Annotated in this window: 18 protein-coding genes and 1 pseudogene; 4 read left to right on the top strand and 15 right to left on the bottom strand. The window is 67.5% G+C overall.

Annotated elements, in window-relative coordinates; translation table 11 throughout:
• The 5 genes and pseudogenes from PKE72_RS05710 to PKE72_RS05690 form a co-directional block, all read right to left on the bottom strand.
• A pseudogene (locus PKE72_RS05710) lies at positions 1-501 on the bottom strand (ATP-binding protein); the annotation flags it as partial.
• A 72-nt stretch (positions 502-573) separates the two neighbouring features.
• Positions 574-1,620, bottom strand: a complete 1,047-nt coding sequence (locus PKE72_RS05705; RefSeq protein WP_271164405.1) for a quinone-dependent dihydroorotate dehydrogenase — start codon at positions 1,618-1,620, stop codon at positions 574-576.
• Entirely contained in the window at positions 1,617-1,961 is a 345-nt protein-coding gene (locus tag PKE72_RS05700) for a DUF952 domain-containing protein (protein WP_271164404.1), read from the bottom strand. The genes PKE72_RS05705 and PKE72_RS05700 overlap by 4 nt, the downstream gene beginning before the upstream one ends.
• Positions 1,958-2,464 carry a SixA phosphatase family protein gene (locus PKE72_RS05695; RefSeq protein WP_271164403.1) on the bottom strand — a complete coding sequence of 169 codons (507 nt, stop codon included), beginning with the start codon at positions 2,462-2,464 and terminating at the stop codon, positions 1,958-1,960. Before PKE72_RS05695 ends, PKE72_RS05700 begins: the two co-directional genes overlap by 4 nt.
• Before the next feature lie 59 nt (positions 2,465-2,523).
• Positions 2,524-3,264, bottom strand: a complete 741-nt coding sequence (locus tag PKE72_RS05690; protein ID WP_271164402.1) for a class I SAM-dependent methyltransferase — start codon at positions 3,262-3,264, stop codon at positions 2,524-2,526.
• 45 nt (positions 3,265-3,309) lie between these two features.
• Between PKE72_RS05690 and gloB the strand changes: the two genes are divergently transcribed.
• Positions 3,310-4,038: a hydroxyacylglutathione hydrolase gene (gene gloB, locus PKE72_RS05685; RefSeq protein WP_271164401.1), complete on the top strand. Its 729-nt coding sequence runs from the start codon at positions 3,310-3,312 to the stop codon at positions 4,036-4,038.
• On the opposite strand, the gene PKE72_RS05680 is transcribed toward gloB, so the two are convergent.
• The 9 genes from PKE72_RS05680 to PKE72_RS05640 form a co-directional block, all read right to left on the bottom strand.
• Entirely contained in the window at positions 4,028-4,747 is a 720-nt protein-coding gene (locus tag PKE72_RS05680; RefSeq protein ID WP_271164688.1) for a DUF4908 domain-containing protein, read from the bottom strand. The genes gloB and PKE72_RS05680 overlap by 11 nt on opposite strands.
• Before the next feature lie 99 nt (positions 4,748-4,846).
• A complete protein-coding gene (gene phbB / locus PKE72_RS05675; protein WP_271164400.1) occupies positions 4,847-5,569 on the bottom strand; it encodes an acetoacetyl-CoA reductase in 723 nt (240 codons plus the stop codon).
• A 123-nt stretch (positions 5,570-5,692) separates the two neighbouring features.
• Positions 5,693-6,754 carry an NAD(P)-dependent alcohol dehydrogenase gene (locus tag PKE72_RS05670; RefSeq protein ID WP_271164399.1) on the bottom strand — a complete coding sequence of 354 codons (1,062 nt, stop codon included), beginning with the start codon at positions 6,752-6,754 and terminating at the stop codon, positions 5,693-5,695.
• A 70-nt stretch (positions 6,755-6,824) separates the two neighbouring features.
• Complete coding sequence (locus PKE72_RS05665) at positions 6,825-7,574, bottom strand: DUF72 domain-containing protein (RefSeq protein ID WP_271164398.1); 750 nt, start codon at positions 7,572-7,574, stop codon at positions 6,825-6,827.
• Positions 7,571-7,882, bottom strand: a complete 312-nt coding sequence (locus tag PKE72_RS05660) for a type II toxin-antitoxin system ParD family antitoxin (RefSeq protein WP_271164397.1) — start codon at positions 7,880-7,882, stop codon at positions 7,571-7,573. Before PKE72_RS05660 ends, PKE72_RS05665 begins: the two co-directional genes overlap by 4 nt.
• A 279-nt stretch (positions 7,883-8,161) precedes the next feature.
• On the bottom strand, positions 8,162-8,590 hold the full coding sequence (locus PKE72_RS05655) for a hypothetical protein (protein WP_271164396.1): 429 nt from the start codon (positions 8,588-8,590) through the stop codon (positions 8,162-8,164).
• 1,012 nt (positions 8,591-9,602) lie between these two features.
• The gene (locus PKE72_RS05650) at positions 9,603-10,334 is read right to left on the bottom strand and encodes a prephenate dehydrogenase/arogenate dehydrogenase family protein (protein WP_271164395.1); all 732 of its coding nucleotides are present in this window, start codon (positions 10,332-10,334) and stop codon (positions 9,603-9,605) included.
• Between the two features lie 166 nt (positions 10,335-10,500).
• Entirely contained in the window at positions 10,501-11,832 is a 1,332-nt protein-coding gene (locus tag PKE72_RS05645) for a dihydroorotase (RefSeq protein ID WP_271164394.1), read from the bottom strand.
• Positions 11,833-11,998: 166 nt separating this feature from the next.
• Positions 11,999-12,964: a glycosyltransferase family 9 protein gene (locus tag PKE72_RS05640; RefSeq protein ID WP_271164393.1), complete on the bottom strand. Its 966-nt coding sequence runs from the start codon at positions 12,962-12,964 to the stop codon at positions 11,999-12,001.
• 100 nt (positions 12,965-13,064) lie between these two features.
• Between PKE72_RS05640 and PKE72_RS05635 the strand changes: the two genes are divergently transcribed.
• The 3 genes from PKE72_RS05635 (at position 13,065) to PKE72_RS05625 (ending at position 15,410) form a co-directional block, all read left to right on the top strand.
• Positions 13,065-13,295 carry a hypothetical protein gene (locus tag PKE72_RS05635; protein WP_271164392.1) on the top strand — a complete coding sequence of 77 codons (231 nt, stop codon included), beginning with the start codon at positions 13,065-13,067 and terminating at the stop codon, positions 13,293-13,295.
• Positions 13,292-13,837 (top strand): hypothetical protein, encoded by a 546-nt coding sequence (locus tag PKE72_RS05630; protein WP_271164391.1) that lies wholly within the window; start codon positions 13,292-13,294, stop codon positions 13,835-13,837. The genes PKE72_RS05635 and PKE72_RS05630 overlap by 4 nt, the downstream gene beginning before the upstream one ends.
• Positions 13,838-13,943: 106 nt before the next feature.
• The gene (locus PKE72_RS05625) at positions 13,944-15,410 is read left to right on the top strand and encodes a response regulator (protein WP_271164390.1); all 1,467 of its coding nucleotides are present in this window, start codon (positions 13,944-13,946) and stop codon (positions 15,408-15,410) included.
• Positions 15,411-15,425: 15 nt separating this feature from the next.
• On the opposite strand, the gene PKE72_RS05620 is transcribed toward PKE72_RS05625, so the two are convergent.
• Positions 15,426-17,000 carry a PAS domain-containing hybrid sensor histidine kinase/response regulator family protein gene (locus tag PKE72_RS05620; RefSeq protein ID WP_271164389.1) on the bottom strand — a complete coding sequence of 525 codons (1,575 nt, stop codon included), beginning with the start codon at positions 16,998-17,000 and terminating at the stop codon, positions 15,426-15,428.
• Positions 17,001-17,008 lie beyond the last annotated feature (8 nt).

Genomic DNA, 17,008 nt, shown 5'->3' with positions numbered 1-17,008 from the left:
CGCCGTCATCACCATGGGCGGCGGGGCGCCGAAGGCGGCGGCCTGGAAGGGAACCGCCAGCAGATACAACATTGGCGGCGCCAGAGACGCGGCGAGAACCGACTTGGACCGCGGCGAATTGATCATAGAGAACAGCATTAGCGCCGGCAGCATAAGAGCCGCGCAGACCCCGCCCATCGGGCCGCCGATCAGCCACATCGGAATCGACAGACTGCCGAACACCGAGGCGCTGGCGAACAGGATCAAACAGGTCGTGGCCCTGCGCCCCAGGGATATCTCGGCCAGGTTCCGGCGCGGGGAAGGGAGCGCGAGCCGTTCCAGCCCCTGCACCAACAGATAGGCGGCGAACCAGGTCAGGCAGATCGGCCAGCCGACCATGGGCATGACCACCAGACCCACGGCAGCGCCCATTCCGACGCGCTGCAGCAGCGTACCGCGACGGTGGCGGGCGGCCACGGTCCAGCCGCTCTCGGCGATCTCGTCGGTGGGCGTCTTGGACATCCAGCTTTCCGGCAATGCGAACCGTGTTCGTTCGCTTGCACGCACTAGACACCAGGCGGGCCTAACGCTCCGTCAACGGGCGGCGGTCACAGCCTCTGAAATCGAAGAAAATCCATCCGCGCGAAGGCGAGCCGCCACATCCCGCTTGATCCGGGTCACCAGACCCGGCCCTTCGTAGATCAGGGCGGAATAAATCTGCACGGCTGAGGCGCCCAGGCGGATGCGGGCGTAGGCCTCGGCCCCGCTGTCGATCCCGCCGACGGCGATCAGGGGCAGGCGGCCTTGTGCGGCCTCGGCGGCGGCGCGCAGGGCCTTCTCCGCAAAGGGGCGGATCGGCGCGCCGGACAGTCCGCCCGTCTCGCCTGCGTCGAGAGATCGAAGGGTCTCCGGTCGTTCCAGGGTGGTGTTGGACACGATCAGGCCGTCGATCCGGTGGGCCAGAGACGCCTCGACGATCATGCCGACCTCGTCAGCGACCAGATCGGGCGCGATCTTCAGGAAGACCGGCACGCGCGCGGCGGTCTCGGTCGGGCGGGCGGCCTCGATCCGCCCCAGCAGATCATCCAACTGCTCACGCCCCTGCAGGGCGCGCAGGCCGGGCGTGTTGGGCGAGGAGATGTTGACGGTGAAATAGGAGGCGCGGCCGGCCAGGCGTTGCAGACCGGCGACATAGTCGGCCGCCTTGTCGTCCGTATCCTTGTTGGCCCCCAGATTGGCGCCGACGACCACGCCCGACGGGCGGCGATCCAGCCGGGCGGCGAAGGCTTCCAGGCCGTGGTTGTTGAAGCCCATGCGGTTGATGATCGCCCGATCCTCGCTCAGGCGGAACAGGCGGGGCTTGGGATTGCCGGGCTGAGGCCGGGGCGTGACCGAGCCGCATTCGACGAAACCGAAGCCCAGCCGCGACAGGCCGCGCAGGGCCTCGCCATTCTTGTCCAGACCGGCGGCCAGGCCGACGGGGTTGGGCAGGGACAGGCCCGCCAGGCTGGTGTGCAGGATGGGGTCGTCGGTCGCCGGCGCGGGCAGGGGGGCGAAGGCCAGACCCTTGACGGCCAGCTGGTGGGCGGTTTCGGGATCAAGGCGACGCAGGGCGGCCGAGCCGAGGTCGAACAGGCTCATGCCGGGTCCTTGAAGATCATCGCCCCGTCGTCGGCGACCTCAAAGGCGCGCGTGGCTGCAACGGCGGTCGCGGACAGGGGGGCGTAGAGGTGGGGAAACAGATCGCCGCCGCGCGACGGCTCCCAGATCAGCTCATCTCCAAACCGCCCCAGGTCCACGGTGAGCAGCACCAGATCGGTGCGGCCGGCGTAATGGCGGCGCGCGGTTTCAACCAGTTGCTCGCCGGTCGACATATGGATGTAGCCGTCCGCCAGATCGACGGCGGAGCCTTCGTAACGGCCCTCGGCCAGGGCGGCGCGCCATTCGTCGGCGGCGAGGATCTTGTAGGCGATGTCGGTCATGTGGTTGCGCCCAGGCCGCGCGGGGTGATGAAGCCTTCATAGGCGCACCTGCCGGCGACATCGACGGTGAACAGGGCGGCGGCGCCGGTCGGGAATCCTCCGCTCAGGCGTTCGAGGATGGCCGGGGAGGCGGCGCTCTCGCTCAGATATTCGCCGGCCAGAACATGGACGCCCGGATTATGGGCCAGGACCAGCAGGCAACCGGCCTGGTCCTCATTGTCCTCGACGAAGCGGCGCAGCACTTCGGGCGGGGCGTTGTAAAGGCGGGGCTCGTCGCGCACTTCGACGTCGCCGAGGGCGTCGTGCATCTGCTCCCAGGTCTGGCGGGTGCGCGTGGCCGACGAGACCAGGGCCAGATCGGGCTTCAGACCGCGCTCGGCCAGGGCCTTGCCCATCAACAGGGCTTCGCCGCGCCCCACGGCGGACAGGGGGCGGGTTTCATCGCCGCCGGACGGGCTGGAGCCCTCGGCCTGGGCGTGTCGCATGAGGATCAGTCGGTGCATGGGCTTCGCCATAAGGCCGTTCGAGTCCCGCGACCAGATGGGTCGGGCTCAACTCCCCGTCAGCGCGGCCAGTCCGGGGTGACGGAAGCGGCGGGCTGGGGCGTCAGGGCCGGCTTGGCGGGAACCCGCTGGGCATGGCCGCTGGGGCGGATGCGGGCATAGGCCTGACGCGAGGCCTCCAGCAGGATCAGTCCAGCCGCGCCCGGCGCGACCCGACGCCCGACCTGTTCGAAACCGTCGGCGAGGGGCAGCAGCGGCGTCCAGGGCGGGACATACAGGGTCTGGGACCAGGCCGCAGGCTCTAGCCCCGCCTCGCGCACCAGCCGCTCCAACTGACTGCGGGTGAAGGGGCGGCCGTGGCCGAAGGGGGTGTTCTCGGCCCGCGCCCACAGGCCGCCGCGCGCCGCCGCCGCCAGGATGATCCGGCCCGTCGGGGCCAGGGCGCGCACCGCCTCCAGCAGCAGGGCGGCGGGATCGTCGGCCTCTTCCAGGGCGTGGACCAGCAGGATGCGGTCGAAGGAACCGGCGGCGAAGGGCAGGCGGCGGTCGTCCACCAGCAGGGTGCGGTTGCGCCCCACGCTGGGCCAGTGTTCGACGCCCTGGCCGCCCGGCATGGCCGCGACCACACGGCGCGCGCCGACGAAGGCGTCCAGCCAGGGTGTGGCGTAGCCTATGCCCAGCACGTCGCAGTCGGGCGTCTCGCCCCAGGCGTCGTCCAGCCGTCGCGCCAGCAGACGCCGCACCAGCGCCCCGGTCGGTTCGCCGTAGAAGGTTCGAAGCTCGTCGATGCTGCGCCGCATGGATCCACCATAGGCCGGGTCGGGGCCGCCTGCTAGAACGTGGTCATGACCCTGGATGTTTACCTGTTCCCGTGCCGCAGCGACAACTACGGCTTCCTGATCCGCGATACGGCCACCGGCGTCGTGGCCACGGTCGATACGCCCGATGCGGCGCGCATCCTGGAAGAGCTGGAGACCCTGGGCTGGGGGCGGCTGGACCTGATCCTGAACACCCACTGGCACCCGGACCACACCGAGGGCAACGAAAGGCTGAAGGCCGAGACGGGCTGCGAGATCGTGGGGCCGGAGGAGGTGCGCCGCGTCGCGCCGCTGGACCGGGCGGTTGCGGACGGGGACGGGGTCATGGTGGGCGAGACCCGGTTCGAGGTCACGGCCACGCCGGGCCATACCCTGGGGCATGTGGTGTTCCGCTCGGTCGAGGATCAGCTGGCCTTCGTCGGCGACACCCTGTTCGCGCTGGGCTGCGGGCGCTTGTTCGAGGGGACGCCGGAACAGATGTGGGCCAGTCTGCGGACCCTGGCCGCCTGGCCCGAGGCGACCGTGATCTGGTGCGCTCATGAGTATACGGCCTCGAACGCCCGCTTCACCCTGAGCCTGGACGACCGGCCCGAGACCCAGGCTCACGCCGAGGCGATCTTTGCGAAGCGGGCGCGGGGCGAGCCGACCGTGCCGACCACCATCGGGACGGAGCTGCGGTTCAATCCGTTTCTGACGGCGATCGATGCGGCTCAGTTCGCCGCGCGTCGGGCGGCGAAGGACGGCTTCAGCGGCTGAGGACGTCGTCCGCGACGGCGCGGACGATCCGGGCCGAGGACGGGCGTCCGGCCACGCCGGCGCGCGGCTCGATCACGATACGCAGGGTGCCGCGGGCGAAGGTCGCCTGGGTGGCTCGGCCCTGATCGACGATCTCGATTCGGCGAATCTTGTCGGCCTCGCGTCGCAGGGTCGGCGAGCGGGACATGCGGGCGATGGCGTCCACAGCGGTCGACAGGGCGTCGGCGGCGACGGCTTCCGAGCCCGGCTGGATGTCCACATCCACCACAACCAGTCGGCCCAGGGCGCGACTGGCCCGGTCGCTCTGGCGGATGATGTAATTCCACAGCTGGACCGCCGTCAGACCCGGAGCCAGCAGGGGCGCAGCCTGACCCGACGGCGAGACCGGCGACCCTTGCGGCGCACTGGTCGTGTACAGGGTCATGCGGCCGTCGGCCGTAACGCGCAGAACCTGGTCGCCGTTGTCGTTGCGATAGACGATGTCGCCGCGTGGGGCGGGGGTGGCGCGCAACACCCAGATCTCGGTCGACCGGTCGAACCGCAACAGGGGGCGTGACCCCGTCACATCCAGCACGAAACCCTGACCCGTGCCCGAGACATAGCGGGCGGACGGTTCCAGATTGCGGCGCGACTGGGCGTGACAGTCCGACGGCAGCACGGCGGGCGCAGCGACGGACAGGCCGAGGCCCACGACGGCCGCGAACGCCATCGCGGTCACGCGAGGCGATTTTTTCGCCCAAGCCGTTTCCGTCAACTTCATGAGACTGTGGATGAAACCGTCACGCGGCGGATTTTGGGCGAAGCTCGTTCACCCGACCAGGTATTGGCCGCCGTTCAACGAGAGTGTGCAGCCTGTGACATATCCGGCACGCTCTCCGACCAGCCAGGAGACCATGTCGGCGATCTCCTCGCCCTTGCCCAGACGGCCGACCGGGATCTGGGCCACGATGGAGTCCAGCACCTTGGGGTCCATGGCGCCGACCATTTCGGTGTCGATATAGCCGGGCGCGATACAGTTGACGGTCACGCCCTTGCGCGCATTCTCCAGCGCCAGGGCCTTGGTGAAGCCGATCATCCCGGCCTTGGCGGCGGAATAGTTGGTCTGGCCCACCTGGCCCTTTTGCCCATTGATCGAGGAGATGTTGACGATACGGCCGTGGCCGCGCTCGCGCATGCCGTTGATGACCTGTCGGGTGGTGTTGAAGACGCTGTCCATGTTCACCCGGATCACGTCGGACCACTGGTCATGGCTCATCTTGTGGAAGAAGCCGTCGCGGGTGATGCCGGCGTTGTTGACCAGGATGTCGACCGGCCCCAGCTGAGCCTCGACCTCGGCCACGGCGCGGGCGCAGTCGTCGAAGCTGCCGACATTGCCCTTCACCACCATACAGCCCAGGGCCTGGGCCGTGGCGAAGGCGGCTTCGTCATTGCCGGAGTAGCCGGCGGCGACGCGAATCCCGTCCTCCGTCAGGCGCTGCACGATCGCCTTGCCGATTCCCCGGGTCCCGCCGGTTACGAACGCCACGCGCATCGTTGTTTCCTTGTCCCTTGAAGCCCGTCTGATGCGAGCCGTCCCAGAGAGGTTTAACCACGTCTGGGTTGCAGGCAAAGCCCGATTTCCCTCGCGGAAACCGGGCTTGATGTCGCGGAAGGGTCAGGCCGCCAGCTTTTCCATGTCGATGACGAAGCGGTAGCGGACGTCGGACTTCAGCATCCGCTCATAGGCCTCGTTGATCTGGTCCGGCGCGATGATCTCGATCTCGCAGGCGATGCCGTGTTCGGCGCAGAAGTTCAGCATCTCCTGGGTCTCGGCGATGCCGCCGATCAGCGAACCGGCGATGCGGCGACGACGCCACAACAGGGGCACGGCATAGACCGGCAGACCCTCGGTGGTCAGGCCCAGCATGACCATGGTGCCGTCGCGCGCCAGCAGCTGGACCTGGCTGGAAATCTCGTGCGTGGCCGAGACGGTGTTGATGATCAGGTCGAAGCTTTCGGCCGCGGCCTTCATCGCCGCCTTGTCCGAGTTGATCAGGAAATGCTTGGCGCCCATCCGCTCGGCGTCGGCCTTCTTGCGGTCCGAGGTAGACAGGACCGTGACCTCGGCGCCCATGGCCGCCGCCAGTTTGACGGCCATATGGCCCAGGCCGCCCAGGCCGATGACCGCGACCTTGGACCCCGGACCGACGCCCCAGGTCTTCAGCGGCGAATAGGTGGTGACGCCGGCGCAGAGCAGGGGGGCGGCGGCGTCCAGCGGCAGGCTGTCGGGGATGGACAGGACGAAATGCTGATCGACCGTAATGTGGTCGGAATAGCCGCCCTGGGTGATGGTCTCGGCCGTGCCGCCCTTCGTATCCTTGGCGCCATAGGTGCCGGTGAAGCCGGGCACGCAATACTGCTCCAGACCTTCCTGGCACGACGAACATTCGCGGCAGCTGTCGACCATACAGCCCACGCCGACGCGGTCGCCTTCCTTGAAGCGGACGACGTTCGACCCGACGGCCTTGACCACGCCGGCGATCTCGTGACCCGGCACCAGGGGGTAGGGCGCCGGCCCGGTCTCGCTGCGGGCCATGTGCAGGTCGGAGTGGCAGATGCCGCTGAACTTGATGTCGATCAGGACGTCGTCCGGGACGGGATCGCGACGTTCGAAGCTGTAGGGGGTCAGCGGCTTGTCGGCGGCAGTCGCGGCGAAGGCGCGTGTGGCGATCGGCATGGGAAGTCCTTAGGGCTGGGGGCTTGGCCGACAGATGTGACCCGAGACGACGGGCCGCAAGGCGGCGGGGCTATTTAAGCTGGGCGATCAGCGCCTGGGCCGCCGCGGGGTTCCGCACCTTCGCGCCCGAGATGAAATAGGCGAAAACCTCGCCGCGTTTGGCCCAGGCCTTGGCCTGGTCGGCGACGGCGGACAGTTCCGCGGCGGTCATACCGGTCGGTTCGTCTTCGCGGCTGGACATCAGGCGGGCATAGGTGAAGTCGGCGGTGGCCTCGTCGATCTGGGGCCAGGTCGGCTCCTCGTCATCGACGGCGTAGACGATGGCGACGCCGTATTGGCGGGCCAGGTCATAGAATTGTTCGGTGGCGAAGGTGGGGTTGCGGACCTCGAGCGCGTGGCGCAGGCGCAGGCCGTCTTTCTCGGGCGGCAGCAGTTTCAGGAAGCCCTCGAAATCCTCGGGGTCGAACTTCTTCGTACCCATGAACTGCCAGTTGATCGGCCCCAGCTTGTCGCCCAGTTCGGTCAGGCCCTGGGACAGGAACCGGTCGAAACTCTCGCCGCCCTCGGACAGGATCTTGCGATTGGTGCAATACCGACTGGCCTTGACCGAGAAGACGAAACCGTCCGGCGTCTCGTCACGCCATTTGCGCCAGGAGTCGGGCTTGAAGGTCGAATAATAGGTGCCGTTGATCTCGATACTGGTCAGTTTCGACGCCGCGTATTCCAGCTCGCGCTTCTGTACCAGACCCTCGGGATAGAAGACCCCGCGCCACGGCTCGAAGGTCCAGCCGCCGACGCCGATGTGGATGGGGTGGGTCATCTGTCGTGGTCCTCAGGTCCGCGCGCGCCGCTTTCGATAGGCTCAACGCAGCCGGTCCGATTCCGTGCTTCGGCCAGATACTCGGCGCGAACCTCCTCGAAGATCTGGCGTGGCGTCTTTTCGCTGACCCCCGAGGCGTAGGCCTCGTCGATCAACTGCTGCCAGTGGGCGATCTTCTCGGCCTTCACCTGTTCGCGGCGGATCAGGTCGCGGACGACGTCCGAGGCGTTGGCGTAGCGTCCCGATTTCGCCTGTTCCTCAACCCAGGCCTTCATCGGGTCGGGCAGGGAGATGTTCATCGTCGCCATGGGTAAGCTCCTGTTCGTTCAGAGTGGCGCCTTGGCAAAGTTTGTCAATTGCCGGAGCAGTATCGGCGCGACCCACTTCTTTCGTCATTCCGGGCGAAGCACAGCGGAGGCCCGGAACCCAGCGGCGCCGTCAGGCGAAATCCATCCGCAGCACGGGCTTGAGCATCAAGTCCGCGACAGGTCAGCGCTCACGCGCGCCGCTGGGTTCCGGGTCTCCAGGCCAGAAGGCCCTTCGCCCGGAATGACGAAAGGGGTGGGAATCACGTCGCCCCCTTTGGGCTAACGCGGCGCCATCGTTACGGAGCCGATATGGCCGCCGATGGGCAGCAGGCGGACCCTCAAAGCGACGTCGCCGCTGAAGCCCGCGCGTGTCCGCGCTGTCAGCGTATAGGTCATTCTGACGCCGCCCGAGGCCATGATGACGATCAGCTTGCCGTCCCTTATCCGGCAATCGGCCGGCTCGCCGTCGAGAACGCACGAGAGCCGGCCGCGCGGCTGGGGCGTGACCGTCAATGGAAAATCCAGCCGATTTCCGCTCTTGGACTCAAAGGAGATGCTGAGGTCCTGCCGCTCGGCCGGCGTGATCTTCAGCATCCAGTCGCCGGCCACCTCGCCGCTGGTGATGGGCGGCGCGGCCTGAGCCAGGGCCGTTCCGCAAAGGGCGCAGGCCGCCAGGACGCCTGCCAGAATCGCTCGCCGTTTCGCCACGCCGGCCTCCGAAGGTTCAGCCTGGGGTAGGGTAGGTTGATGACGCTGGATTGCCGCGTGAATTATTGGAAAGGTTGGAACTCCCCTTTCGTCATTCCGGGCGAAGCGCAGCGGAGACCCGGAACCCAGCGGCGCCGTCAGGCGAAATCCATCCGACGCAGGATGTCTGAATACCAAGCCCGCGACAGGTTCGCGCTCTCGCGCGCCGCTGGGTTCCGGGTCTGCGGGCCAAGAGGCCCTTCGCCCGGAATGACGAAAGTGGAGGGATGAACGGGCTATGCGGATGTCCGAAAGGGACCTGATGAAGGGATCTCGAAGCTACATCCCCAACGATACCATGAGCATAGAGTGATTAGTGACCGTCGGCGTGGCATTGATGTGATCTAAGGTTTGTAGATCAGTTGAAATCGCAATAGGGGGCTTACCCTCTTGAGCTCACCGTCCGACCCTCGCGGCGGCGTAGCGATGAAGAACCGATCACCTATCACAACCAAATAAAGCCGTGTGCTTCCGCCTGCTAAAATGCTTCCGATGCAACTGCGTTGCGCGTTATCGGAAAGGTTTTCAAGAACTAGCCAAAGCTCTCGTCCGTTAACCTGTTCAACGCGCCATTGGCCGCGGGTCACGTTGGCACCCATTTCAGCGTCGAATAAACCGTTGCTAGAGAGCGTCCAGCGCGGTCTGCATCCATCCTCCCATTGAGCTTGCGGTGGGCCGGGTTGCATTTCGTAGCTCCCAACAAAGCGCGTTGAGACGTCCTGGCCTGCACCCAGTGTCCACGAAACCGGGTGTAGGCCATCCATGCCGTTGTTTTGCAACGTGCCGCCAAGCGCCAGAATCAATTTTAGCGTAGCCAAAACCACAACTGCCCCCAAAGCATTCCTCGCTCAAAGCTAACTTCCGCAGTGTCTGCAATGGGACGCTTTGTAAAGTTGCCACCGGTGGGAAGGCAGGATTAGGAGCAAAATTCTCAGCTTTCACATGTGGCGGCCTGCTCGATTAGGCTTCCCCCTCATCCCCCGTCCAAATCCCCCCTTGCCGCGTCCGCCAGGGCGAAGAAGCGGTTGCGGACTTCGGCGGCGAAGGGGTTGTCGCGTTCGATGGCGCGGAAGACGGCGGGGCTGTCGTGGCGGACCATGTCGACGGCCTGCATCAGGCGGTCGAAACTGGCGGTGGTCATGCGGGTCGGCAGGGGCTCCATGGCCAGCAGTAGCCGGGCGATCAGATGGGTCAGGCCCTGGACCGTGGCGGCCTCGCGGTCGTGATCTTCGGGGCTGACCTGGAACACCTTCAGGGCCAGGGCGCGGCGGCAGAAGGCGGCGACGCGGCGGGCGTCGCGCTTGGCGCGCACCTCGCAGACGGCGATGCGAAGGCCGGCGATGCCGGCCTTGCCGCTCTGAGGGCCGAACAGGGGGTGGGTGCCGACGATCCGAACGCCGGGGGGCAGCAGGTCTTCCATCAGACGGGCGGGTTTGACCTTCACAGAGCCGACGTCGATGACCAGGGCGTCGGGGCGCAGATGGGGGTGGATCTCGGTCAGGGAGGCGGCCAGGGCCTCGACCGGGACGGCCAGGATGACCGTGGGACAGGCGGCGGCGACAGCCAGGTCGGTCAGGGTCGCGTGGCCGTCTGCGTCCGTGGCGGCCGGGTCATGGGCGTGGATGTCGAACCAGGGCGACAGATGCCGCGCCGTCAGCCGCCCGAAGGCGCCGAAGCCGATCAGGCCGAGGCGGGGTTTGGCCAACGCTGTTTCCACCCCCGTCATCCTCGGGCTTGACCCGAGGACCGGAGGGTCCGCCGCATTGCGTCAGCGGTTGGCGCACAGCCCGATCCACGCCCGGTCCTCGGGTCAAGCCCGAGGATGACGGGGGTGGGGGTGGAGCGGGTGACGGATTGTGTAGAGGCCAGCCTCACAGCGTCTCCATGAACCGCACCGGCCGACCGTGGGCCGCGCCGATCAGTTCGCCGTCCTGCATCACCACCCGGCCGCGCACGAGGGTGGCCATAGGCCAGCCGGTGGCCTCGAACCCGTCGAACGGGGTCCAGCCGCAGCGCGAGGCCTGCTGGTCATGGGTGATGGTCTTCTTGGCCTTCAGGTCCACGATGGTCAGGTCGGCGTCATAGCTGACGGCCATCCGCCCCTTGTTGGCCGTGCTGAACACCCGCTGAGCGCCGGCCGAGGTCAGGTCGATGAACCGCTCCAGGCTGAGCCGGCCCTGGGCCACATGGGTCAGCATCAGGGGCACAAGCGTCTGCACCCCCGGCATGCCCGAGGGCGAGGCCGGATAGGGCTTGGCCTTTTCCTCCTTGGTGTGCGGCGCATGGTCGGACCCCAGGACGTCGGCGACGCCCTGCTGCATGCCCCACAGCCACAGGGCGTCCACATGCTCCTGCGACCGGATCGGCGGGTTCATCTGGGCATAGGCGCCCAGCCGCTCATAGGCCTCGGGCGCGGCCAGGGTCAGGTGTTGCGGCGTGATCTCGACGGTGGCGACATCCTTGTGGAATCGCAGGAACTCCATCTCGTCCTTGGTCGTGACGTGCAGGACGTGGATGCGGGCGCCGGTCTCCTGGGCCAGGCCGACCAGGCGGCGGGTCGAGCGGATGGCGCTTTCGGCGTCGCGGACCTCGGGGTGGCTGGTCCAGTCGCCGGTGCGGGCCAGGCCGCGCCGTTCGACCAGCCGGTATTCGTCCTCGGAGTGGAAGGTGGCGCGACGGCGCACGTTGGACAGAACCTTGCGCACCCCCTCGTCGTCGGCGATCAGCAGGTCGCCGGTCGAGGCGCCCATGAAGACCTTGACCCCGCAGCAGCCGGGCAGACGTTCCAGCTCGCCCAGATAGTCTGCGTTCTCGTGCGTGCCGCCCACGTAGAAGGCGTGGTCTGTCCACATCCTATCCTTCGCCCGCGCCAGCTTGTCGGCCATGGTGTCCGGGTCGGTGGTGTTGGGATTGGTGTTCGGCATTTCGAACACGGCGACGACCCCGCCCAGAGCGGCGGCGCGCGAGCCGGTCTCCAGATCTTCCTTCCACTCCAGGCCCGGTTCGCGGAAATGGACCTGGGTGTCGATGACGCCGGGCAGGACCGTCAGGCCGGCGGCGTCGAACACCTCGCCGGCTGAGGCCTGGGATAGGTCGCCGATGAAGGCGATCTTGCCGTCGATCACCCCGACGTCGGCCAGGCCGCGTCCGGCGTGATTGGCCACCTCGCCGCCGCGGACGATCAGGTCATAGGTCTGGGTCATAGGGCGGCTCCTGGCTATTCATCACCGTCATCCTCGGGCTTGACCCGAGGATCGGACCGTCCGCGTCACGAGAGACGACGCATGGGCAGGGTGCTTCTACCGGAAGGCGCCCCGTGTGCGGAACCCTCGATCCTCGGGTCAAGCCCGAGGATGACGGAGGTGTGGGTCAGCCCCGTTCCTTCAGCACCCGCAGCGCCGCCTTCAGCACCCGTTCCCACGGCAGGTCCATCATGTGCTGGATCGCCTGGTTCAGCCGGGGGTCCAGGGTCTTGAACTCTTCGAATGAACGCGGGCCGCGCACGGAGACGCCTTTCCAGGGGCCGCGCGTCGTCTCGTCCGACGGGCCGAACACCGCCACGACCGGCGCGCCCGAGGCGGTGGCCAGATGGGTCCAGATCGAGTCCGCCCCGATGTACAACCGGGCCTTCGACAGGGCCGCCACCGTCTGGAGACGCGTCAATTTGCCCTGAAGCTCGATGACCCGCGCGCGGGGCGCGGCGTAGCGGATGGTGTGGGCCGCCTCGCGGTCGATCTCCTCGCCGACGAGCATCAGCCGCCCGCCCGCGAGAGGCCCGTCGTCGGCCAGCAGCTTGGTCGCCACCTTGGCGTAGCGTTCGGCGGGCCAGCGCCGGCCCATCCATTCCACGCCGGGGCCGATCGCCAGAATAGGGCCATCGCCGCCCCCGGCCGGGATCAAGGCCTCGACCTGAGCCAGCGTCAGATCCGAGACGTGGATGCGCGGCGTCGGCGCCTCATCCGGCTCCATCTGCAGGACGGCCGCCGCCGCCTCGACGGCGTGGAGCCCCGGCGCGTCCTTGCCGCGCACCGCCCGCTTGTGACGTCTCAGCCGGCCCGAAAGGGTCGAGCCGCGCATATCAACGACCAGACCCCATTTGGTCCCGCGCACCTGGTTCCATAGGGCGATCCAGTCGAAATGACCCTCGCGCTCCAGCACCAGCAGTCGCTCTAGGCGCGGGGTATCGGCGAACAGGGGGGCGCTGGCGGCCGAGCCGACAATGGTGAAGGCGGCGTTCGGCAGGCTCTCGACCAGATGCGCCAGAACGCCCGAAGACAGCACGGCGTCCTCAGCGTCGGCCTCGGCGATATAGAGGATGGGAAAGCGCCCGATCATCCGTGAACGTCATACAGGGATTCTGTTCGCGGTTCACGGTCAAACCTCCGTATCCACAGCCCGGTTTCCCCTGGGGGCGCGATGGGATAGAGCCACCGCCATGAACACCGCCCCAAATCCGGCGCCCGATCCCGCCGCCCAGGCCGCCCTGGAACGCTTCAAAGCCCAGCGTGTGACGGCCATCTACCGCCTCGATCTGATCGCCCAGGGGGCGACCATCGCCTACGAGGACGGGACGCCGGTGGATATGGCGTCGGAAAAGGCGCGGCTGGAGGCCGTCGTCGCCGACATGGACCGTCGCATCGCCCGTCTGGAGCGGGCGGGCGGTTGAGCCTGCCCCTGCTGCCCGGCCGGACCTGCGGGGCCTGCGTCGAGTGCTGCCGTGTCATTCCGCTGGATCTGCCCGAACTGGCCAAGCCGACCGGCGAACTCTGCGCCTATTGCGTCGAAGCGGCCGGCTGCTCGGTCCATGCGATCCGGCCGAACACCTGCCGCGTCTGGTTCTGCCTGTGGCGGGTGGTCGAGCTGTCGGACGACTGGCGGCCCGATCTCAGCGGGGTGATCGTGCGGCCCGACGGGATCGAGGACGGGGTCATCACCCTGTATGTGATCCGCCCCTCGGACTTCCTGGCCTCGGCGGACTTCTTCGCGACTGTGGCGGGCTGGATCGCCGAAGGGGTTGAGGTGGCGCTGAGCATTTCCGGCCCGGTGGGGACCTATCCGGCCCGCGCCGTCGTCACCGACTGGCTGCGTCCGGCGGTGGAGGCGGGCGATCCCGCCGCCTTCCTCGGACGCGTGCTGCGATCGCTTGACAAGCTGGCGGAGCATGATTTCCAGCCCGACGAAATCACGGCGCGATATGCGGTGATGTGACCTTCCGCCGCGCCAGATGACCCGTCCTGGCGGACTCCTTGTAAGCGCGTTCCCGTAGAGGGGGCTTAGCCGATCATTAGCCCTTTGCTTTGATAACGGATGATCGTTGATCGACGTCCAGAAGGGACGCGCCGTGCCTATGCAGGATTGGGACGACCTGCGTCGTCCGATATGGTTGTTCGACCCCGCCAGTCGGCGCGGCGTCTACGCCAATCCGGCGGCTCTGGAGCTGTGGGAGGCGGACAGTCTTGAGGCCCTCCTGGCGAGGGACTTTGGCCAACTGTCCCCTGCCGCCGAGGCTCGGGTCGAAAGGCTGGCGCGTGAAACCGCAGACGGCGCCGCCGTCTGCGAGCAGTGGACCTTCTATCCCAACGGTCATCCGGTGTCGGTGTCTGCTGTGATTTCGACCTATCATTTGGAAGACGGTACGCCCGTGCTGCTGCTGGAGGCGTCGCCGCTCGTCGCCGACGGCGACGAGAACCGCGCGACGGAAGCCCTGCGACACACCTCCACCCTGATCAGCCTGTTCGACACGGAGGGAGGGCCGATCTTCTCCAATCCTGCGGCCTTCGCGGCCTATGGCGCGGCCGACCGCTTCTCGGCGCGGTTCGCGGAGCCGGATCGCGCCCAGCCGCTGCTGGACGCCGCCCTTGCTGGAAACGCCGTCAGCGACGTGTGCCAGGTCGTCACGCGCGGAGGCCTGCGATGGCATCAGCTCGACGTCCGCACCACCACGGATCCGGCGACCGGCCAGATCGCCGTGCTGTTGGATGAACACGATGTGACTGCGCGAATTCAGGCCGAAAAGGCCCGCGCCGCCGCCGAGCAAAAGGCCGCCATGGCCGAGGCGCGGCAGGCCTTCCTGACCGATATGTCGCACGAGCTGCGCACCCCGCTGAATACGGTGATCGGTTTCTCGGACCTGCTCGCAACGACCCATCTGGATCCGGAGCAGGCCGCCCGTGTGGCGAGCATCAACGAAGCAGGCCAGCGTCTGTTGTCTGTGGTCAATGAAATGATTGAGCAGTCCGTACGCAATGCTGACGAGGCGGACGAAGGGGCCTCGCCGCCGGAGACGCTCGAACCCCTGCCGCCCGCGTCTTCATCCGTATCTGGCCGCGCAAGCACCCTCGCCTCCCGAGGGTCTGAAGGCCGGCTCGGCGGTTCCCGCGTCCTCTATGTCGACGATCACGATTGCAACCGCGCCCTGGTGGTCGCTGTTCTGGACGCCCAAGGCATCGTCTGCGCCACGGCCGAGAACGGCGCGGAGGGCCTGGAGGCCGCCCGCACCGGCGATTGGGACCTGATCCTGATGGATATCCAGATGCCGGTCATGGACGGGGTCTCCGCCACCCGGGCCATTCGCGCCCTGCCGGGCCATCGCGGGGCCGTGCCCATCGTCGCCCTGACGGCCAACACCCTGGCGGAACAGAAGACCGAATACGCCGCCGCCGGCATGGACGGCTGTATGGCCAAGCCGATCAATATCGTCGAACTGACCCACATGGTGCTGAGTTGGATCGGCAGCGACTGGCGCAGGACCGAGGCGCCCCTGATCGCCGCCGTCGCCTGATTTTCGGAGTCGGCGTCAGTCGGCCAGGACGGATTGGATGCCGGCCAGCAGGCTGGCGGCGGTGATCGGTTTGGGCACGTGGCTGTCCGCGCCCGCTTCCCGCGCCTGGTCGCGGTGTTCGGCCATGGCGTTGGCGCTCAGCATGATGACGGGCGTGTGGGCGTTGGCGGCGCGTTCGGCCTCCAGCGCACGGATGGCGCGGGTCGCCGTCAGCCCGTCCATGACCGGCATCTGCATGTCCATCAGCACCAGGTCGAACCGCTCCTGTTCGAAAGCGGCGACGGCGCAGGCGCCGTCTTCCGCGATCACCAGCTCGAACTGCGGACCCGCCAGGATCATCTGGACCACGCGCTGATTGGTCGGGTGGTCCTCGGCCAGGAGCACGCGAAGCGGGCGCTGCGGCCTGTCAAACACTGCGGATGCGGGCGCCGGAACGGCAAGCGCTGCAGGATCGGCCGCGCGGACAAGCGGCAGGTGCACGCTGAAGCGGCTGCCGACGCCGGGCGTCGAACACGCAGCGATACGCCCGCCCATCATATCGGCCAGGGCGTGGCAAATCGACAAGCCCAGGCCCGTGCCGCCGAACCGCCGGGTGATGCTGGCGTCGGCCTGGCTGAACCTCTGGAACAGGCGCGAGGCGTGGTCCGAGTCGAAGCCGACCCCCGTGTCCTCCACCTCGACCTGCAATATCGCGTCGCCATCGTCGGCCTCGGTCAGGGCGACGCGCACGGTGACGGAGCCGGCGTGGGTGAACTTGACCGCATTGGAGATCAGATTGGTCAGGATCTGGCGGATGCGGGTGCTGTCGCCGACGAAGGCGCCGCGCGCATCCGCGCCTCGCTGGACCCGGAACTCCAGTCCCTTGTCCTCGGCACGTTGGCGCATGATGTCGAGCGCCGCCGCCAGGGCCTCGTCCAGGTCGAAGGCGCGGGCCTCCAGTTGCAACTGCCCCGCCTCGATCTTGGACACGTCGAGAATGTCGGACACCAGCCGTTCCAGGGTCTCGCCCGAGGCGGCGATCAGGGCGACCATCTCGGCCTGCACCGGATCTAGCGCTGTGCGCGACAGGGCGTCGACGATGCCGATCACCCCGTTCAGGGGGGTGCGTATCTCATGGCTCATATTGGCCAGGAAGTCGGACTTGGCCTGGTTGGCGGCTTCGGCGGCGGCCTTGGCTTCGATCAGGGCCTGTTCGTCAGCCACCTTCTGGGTCACGTCGCGCGCCACGCCGTAGATGCGGTCGCCGAACCGCCGGGCGCGCCATTCCAGGGTGACGTAATGGCCGTCCCGATGGCGGTAGCGGTTGATCTGACCCAGCACCGGATCGCCCGGACGCCGGTTGGTGACCTCGATGATGGCCTTGCGGGTGGCTTCCTGATCCTCGGGATGGATCAGGGTCGGCAACAGTCTGCCGACCAGTTCGTCCGGACGGTAGCCGAGGACGGTGAACCAGGAGGCGCTGGCCTTGACCACCGGCCCATTGATGTCGCGCACGACCAGAAGATCCAGAGACACGTCGAAGAATGTGTCCAGATCCACGTCGGGCGCGGCGCTGGCCGTGAACGGGTCTGTGATCGATGGGCTGATCATTGCGGGCC

This window comes from Brevundimonas intermedia (genome assembly GCF_027922165.1).
GTDB classification, from domain to species: Bacteria; Pseudomonadota; Alphaproteobacteria; order Caulobacterales; family Caulobacteraceae; genus Brevundimonas; species Brevundimonas intermedia.
The sequence above is the reverse complement of the archived record's forward strand: the minus strand, read 5'-3'. Positions and strand labels throughout refer to the sequence as shown.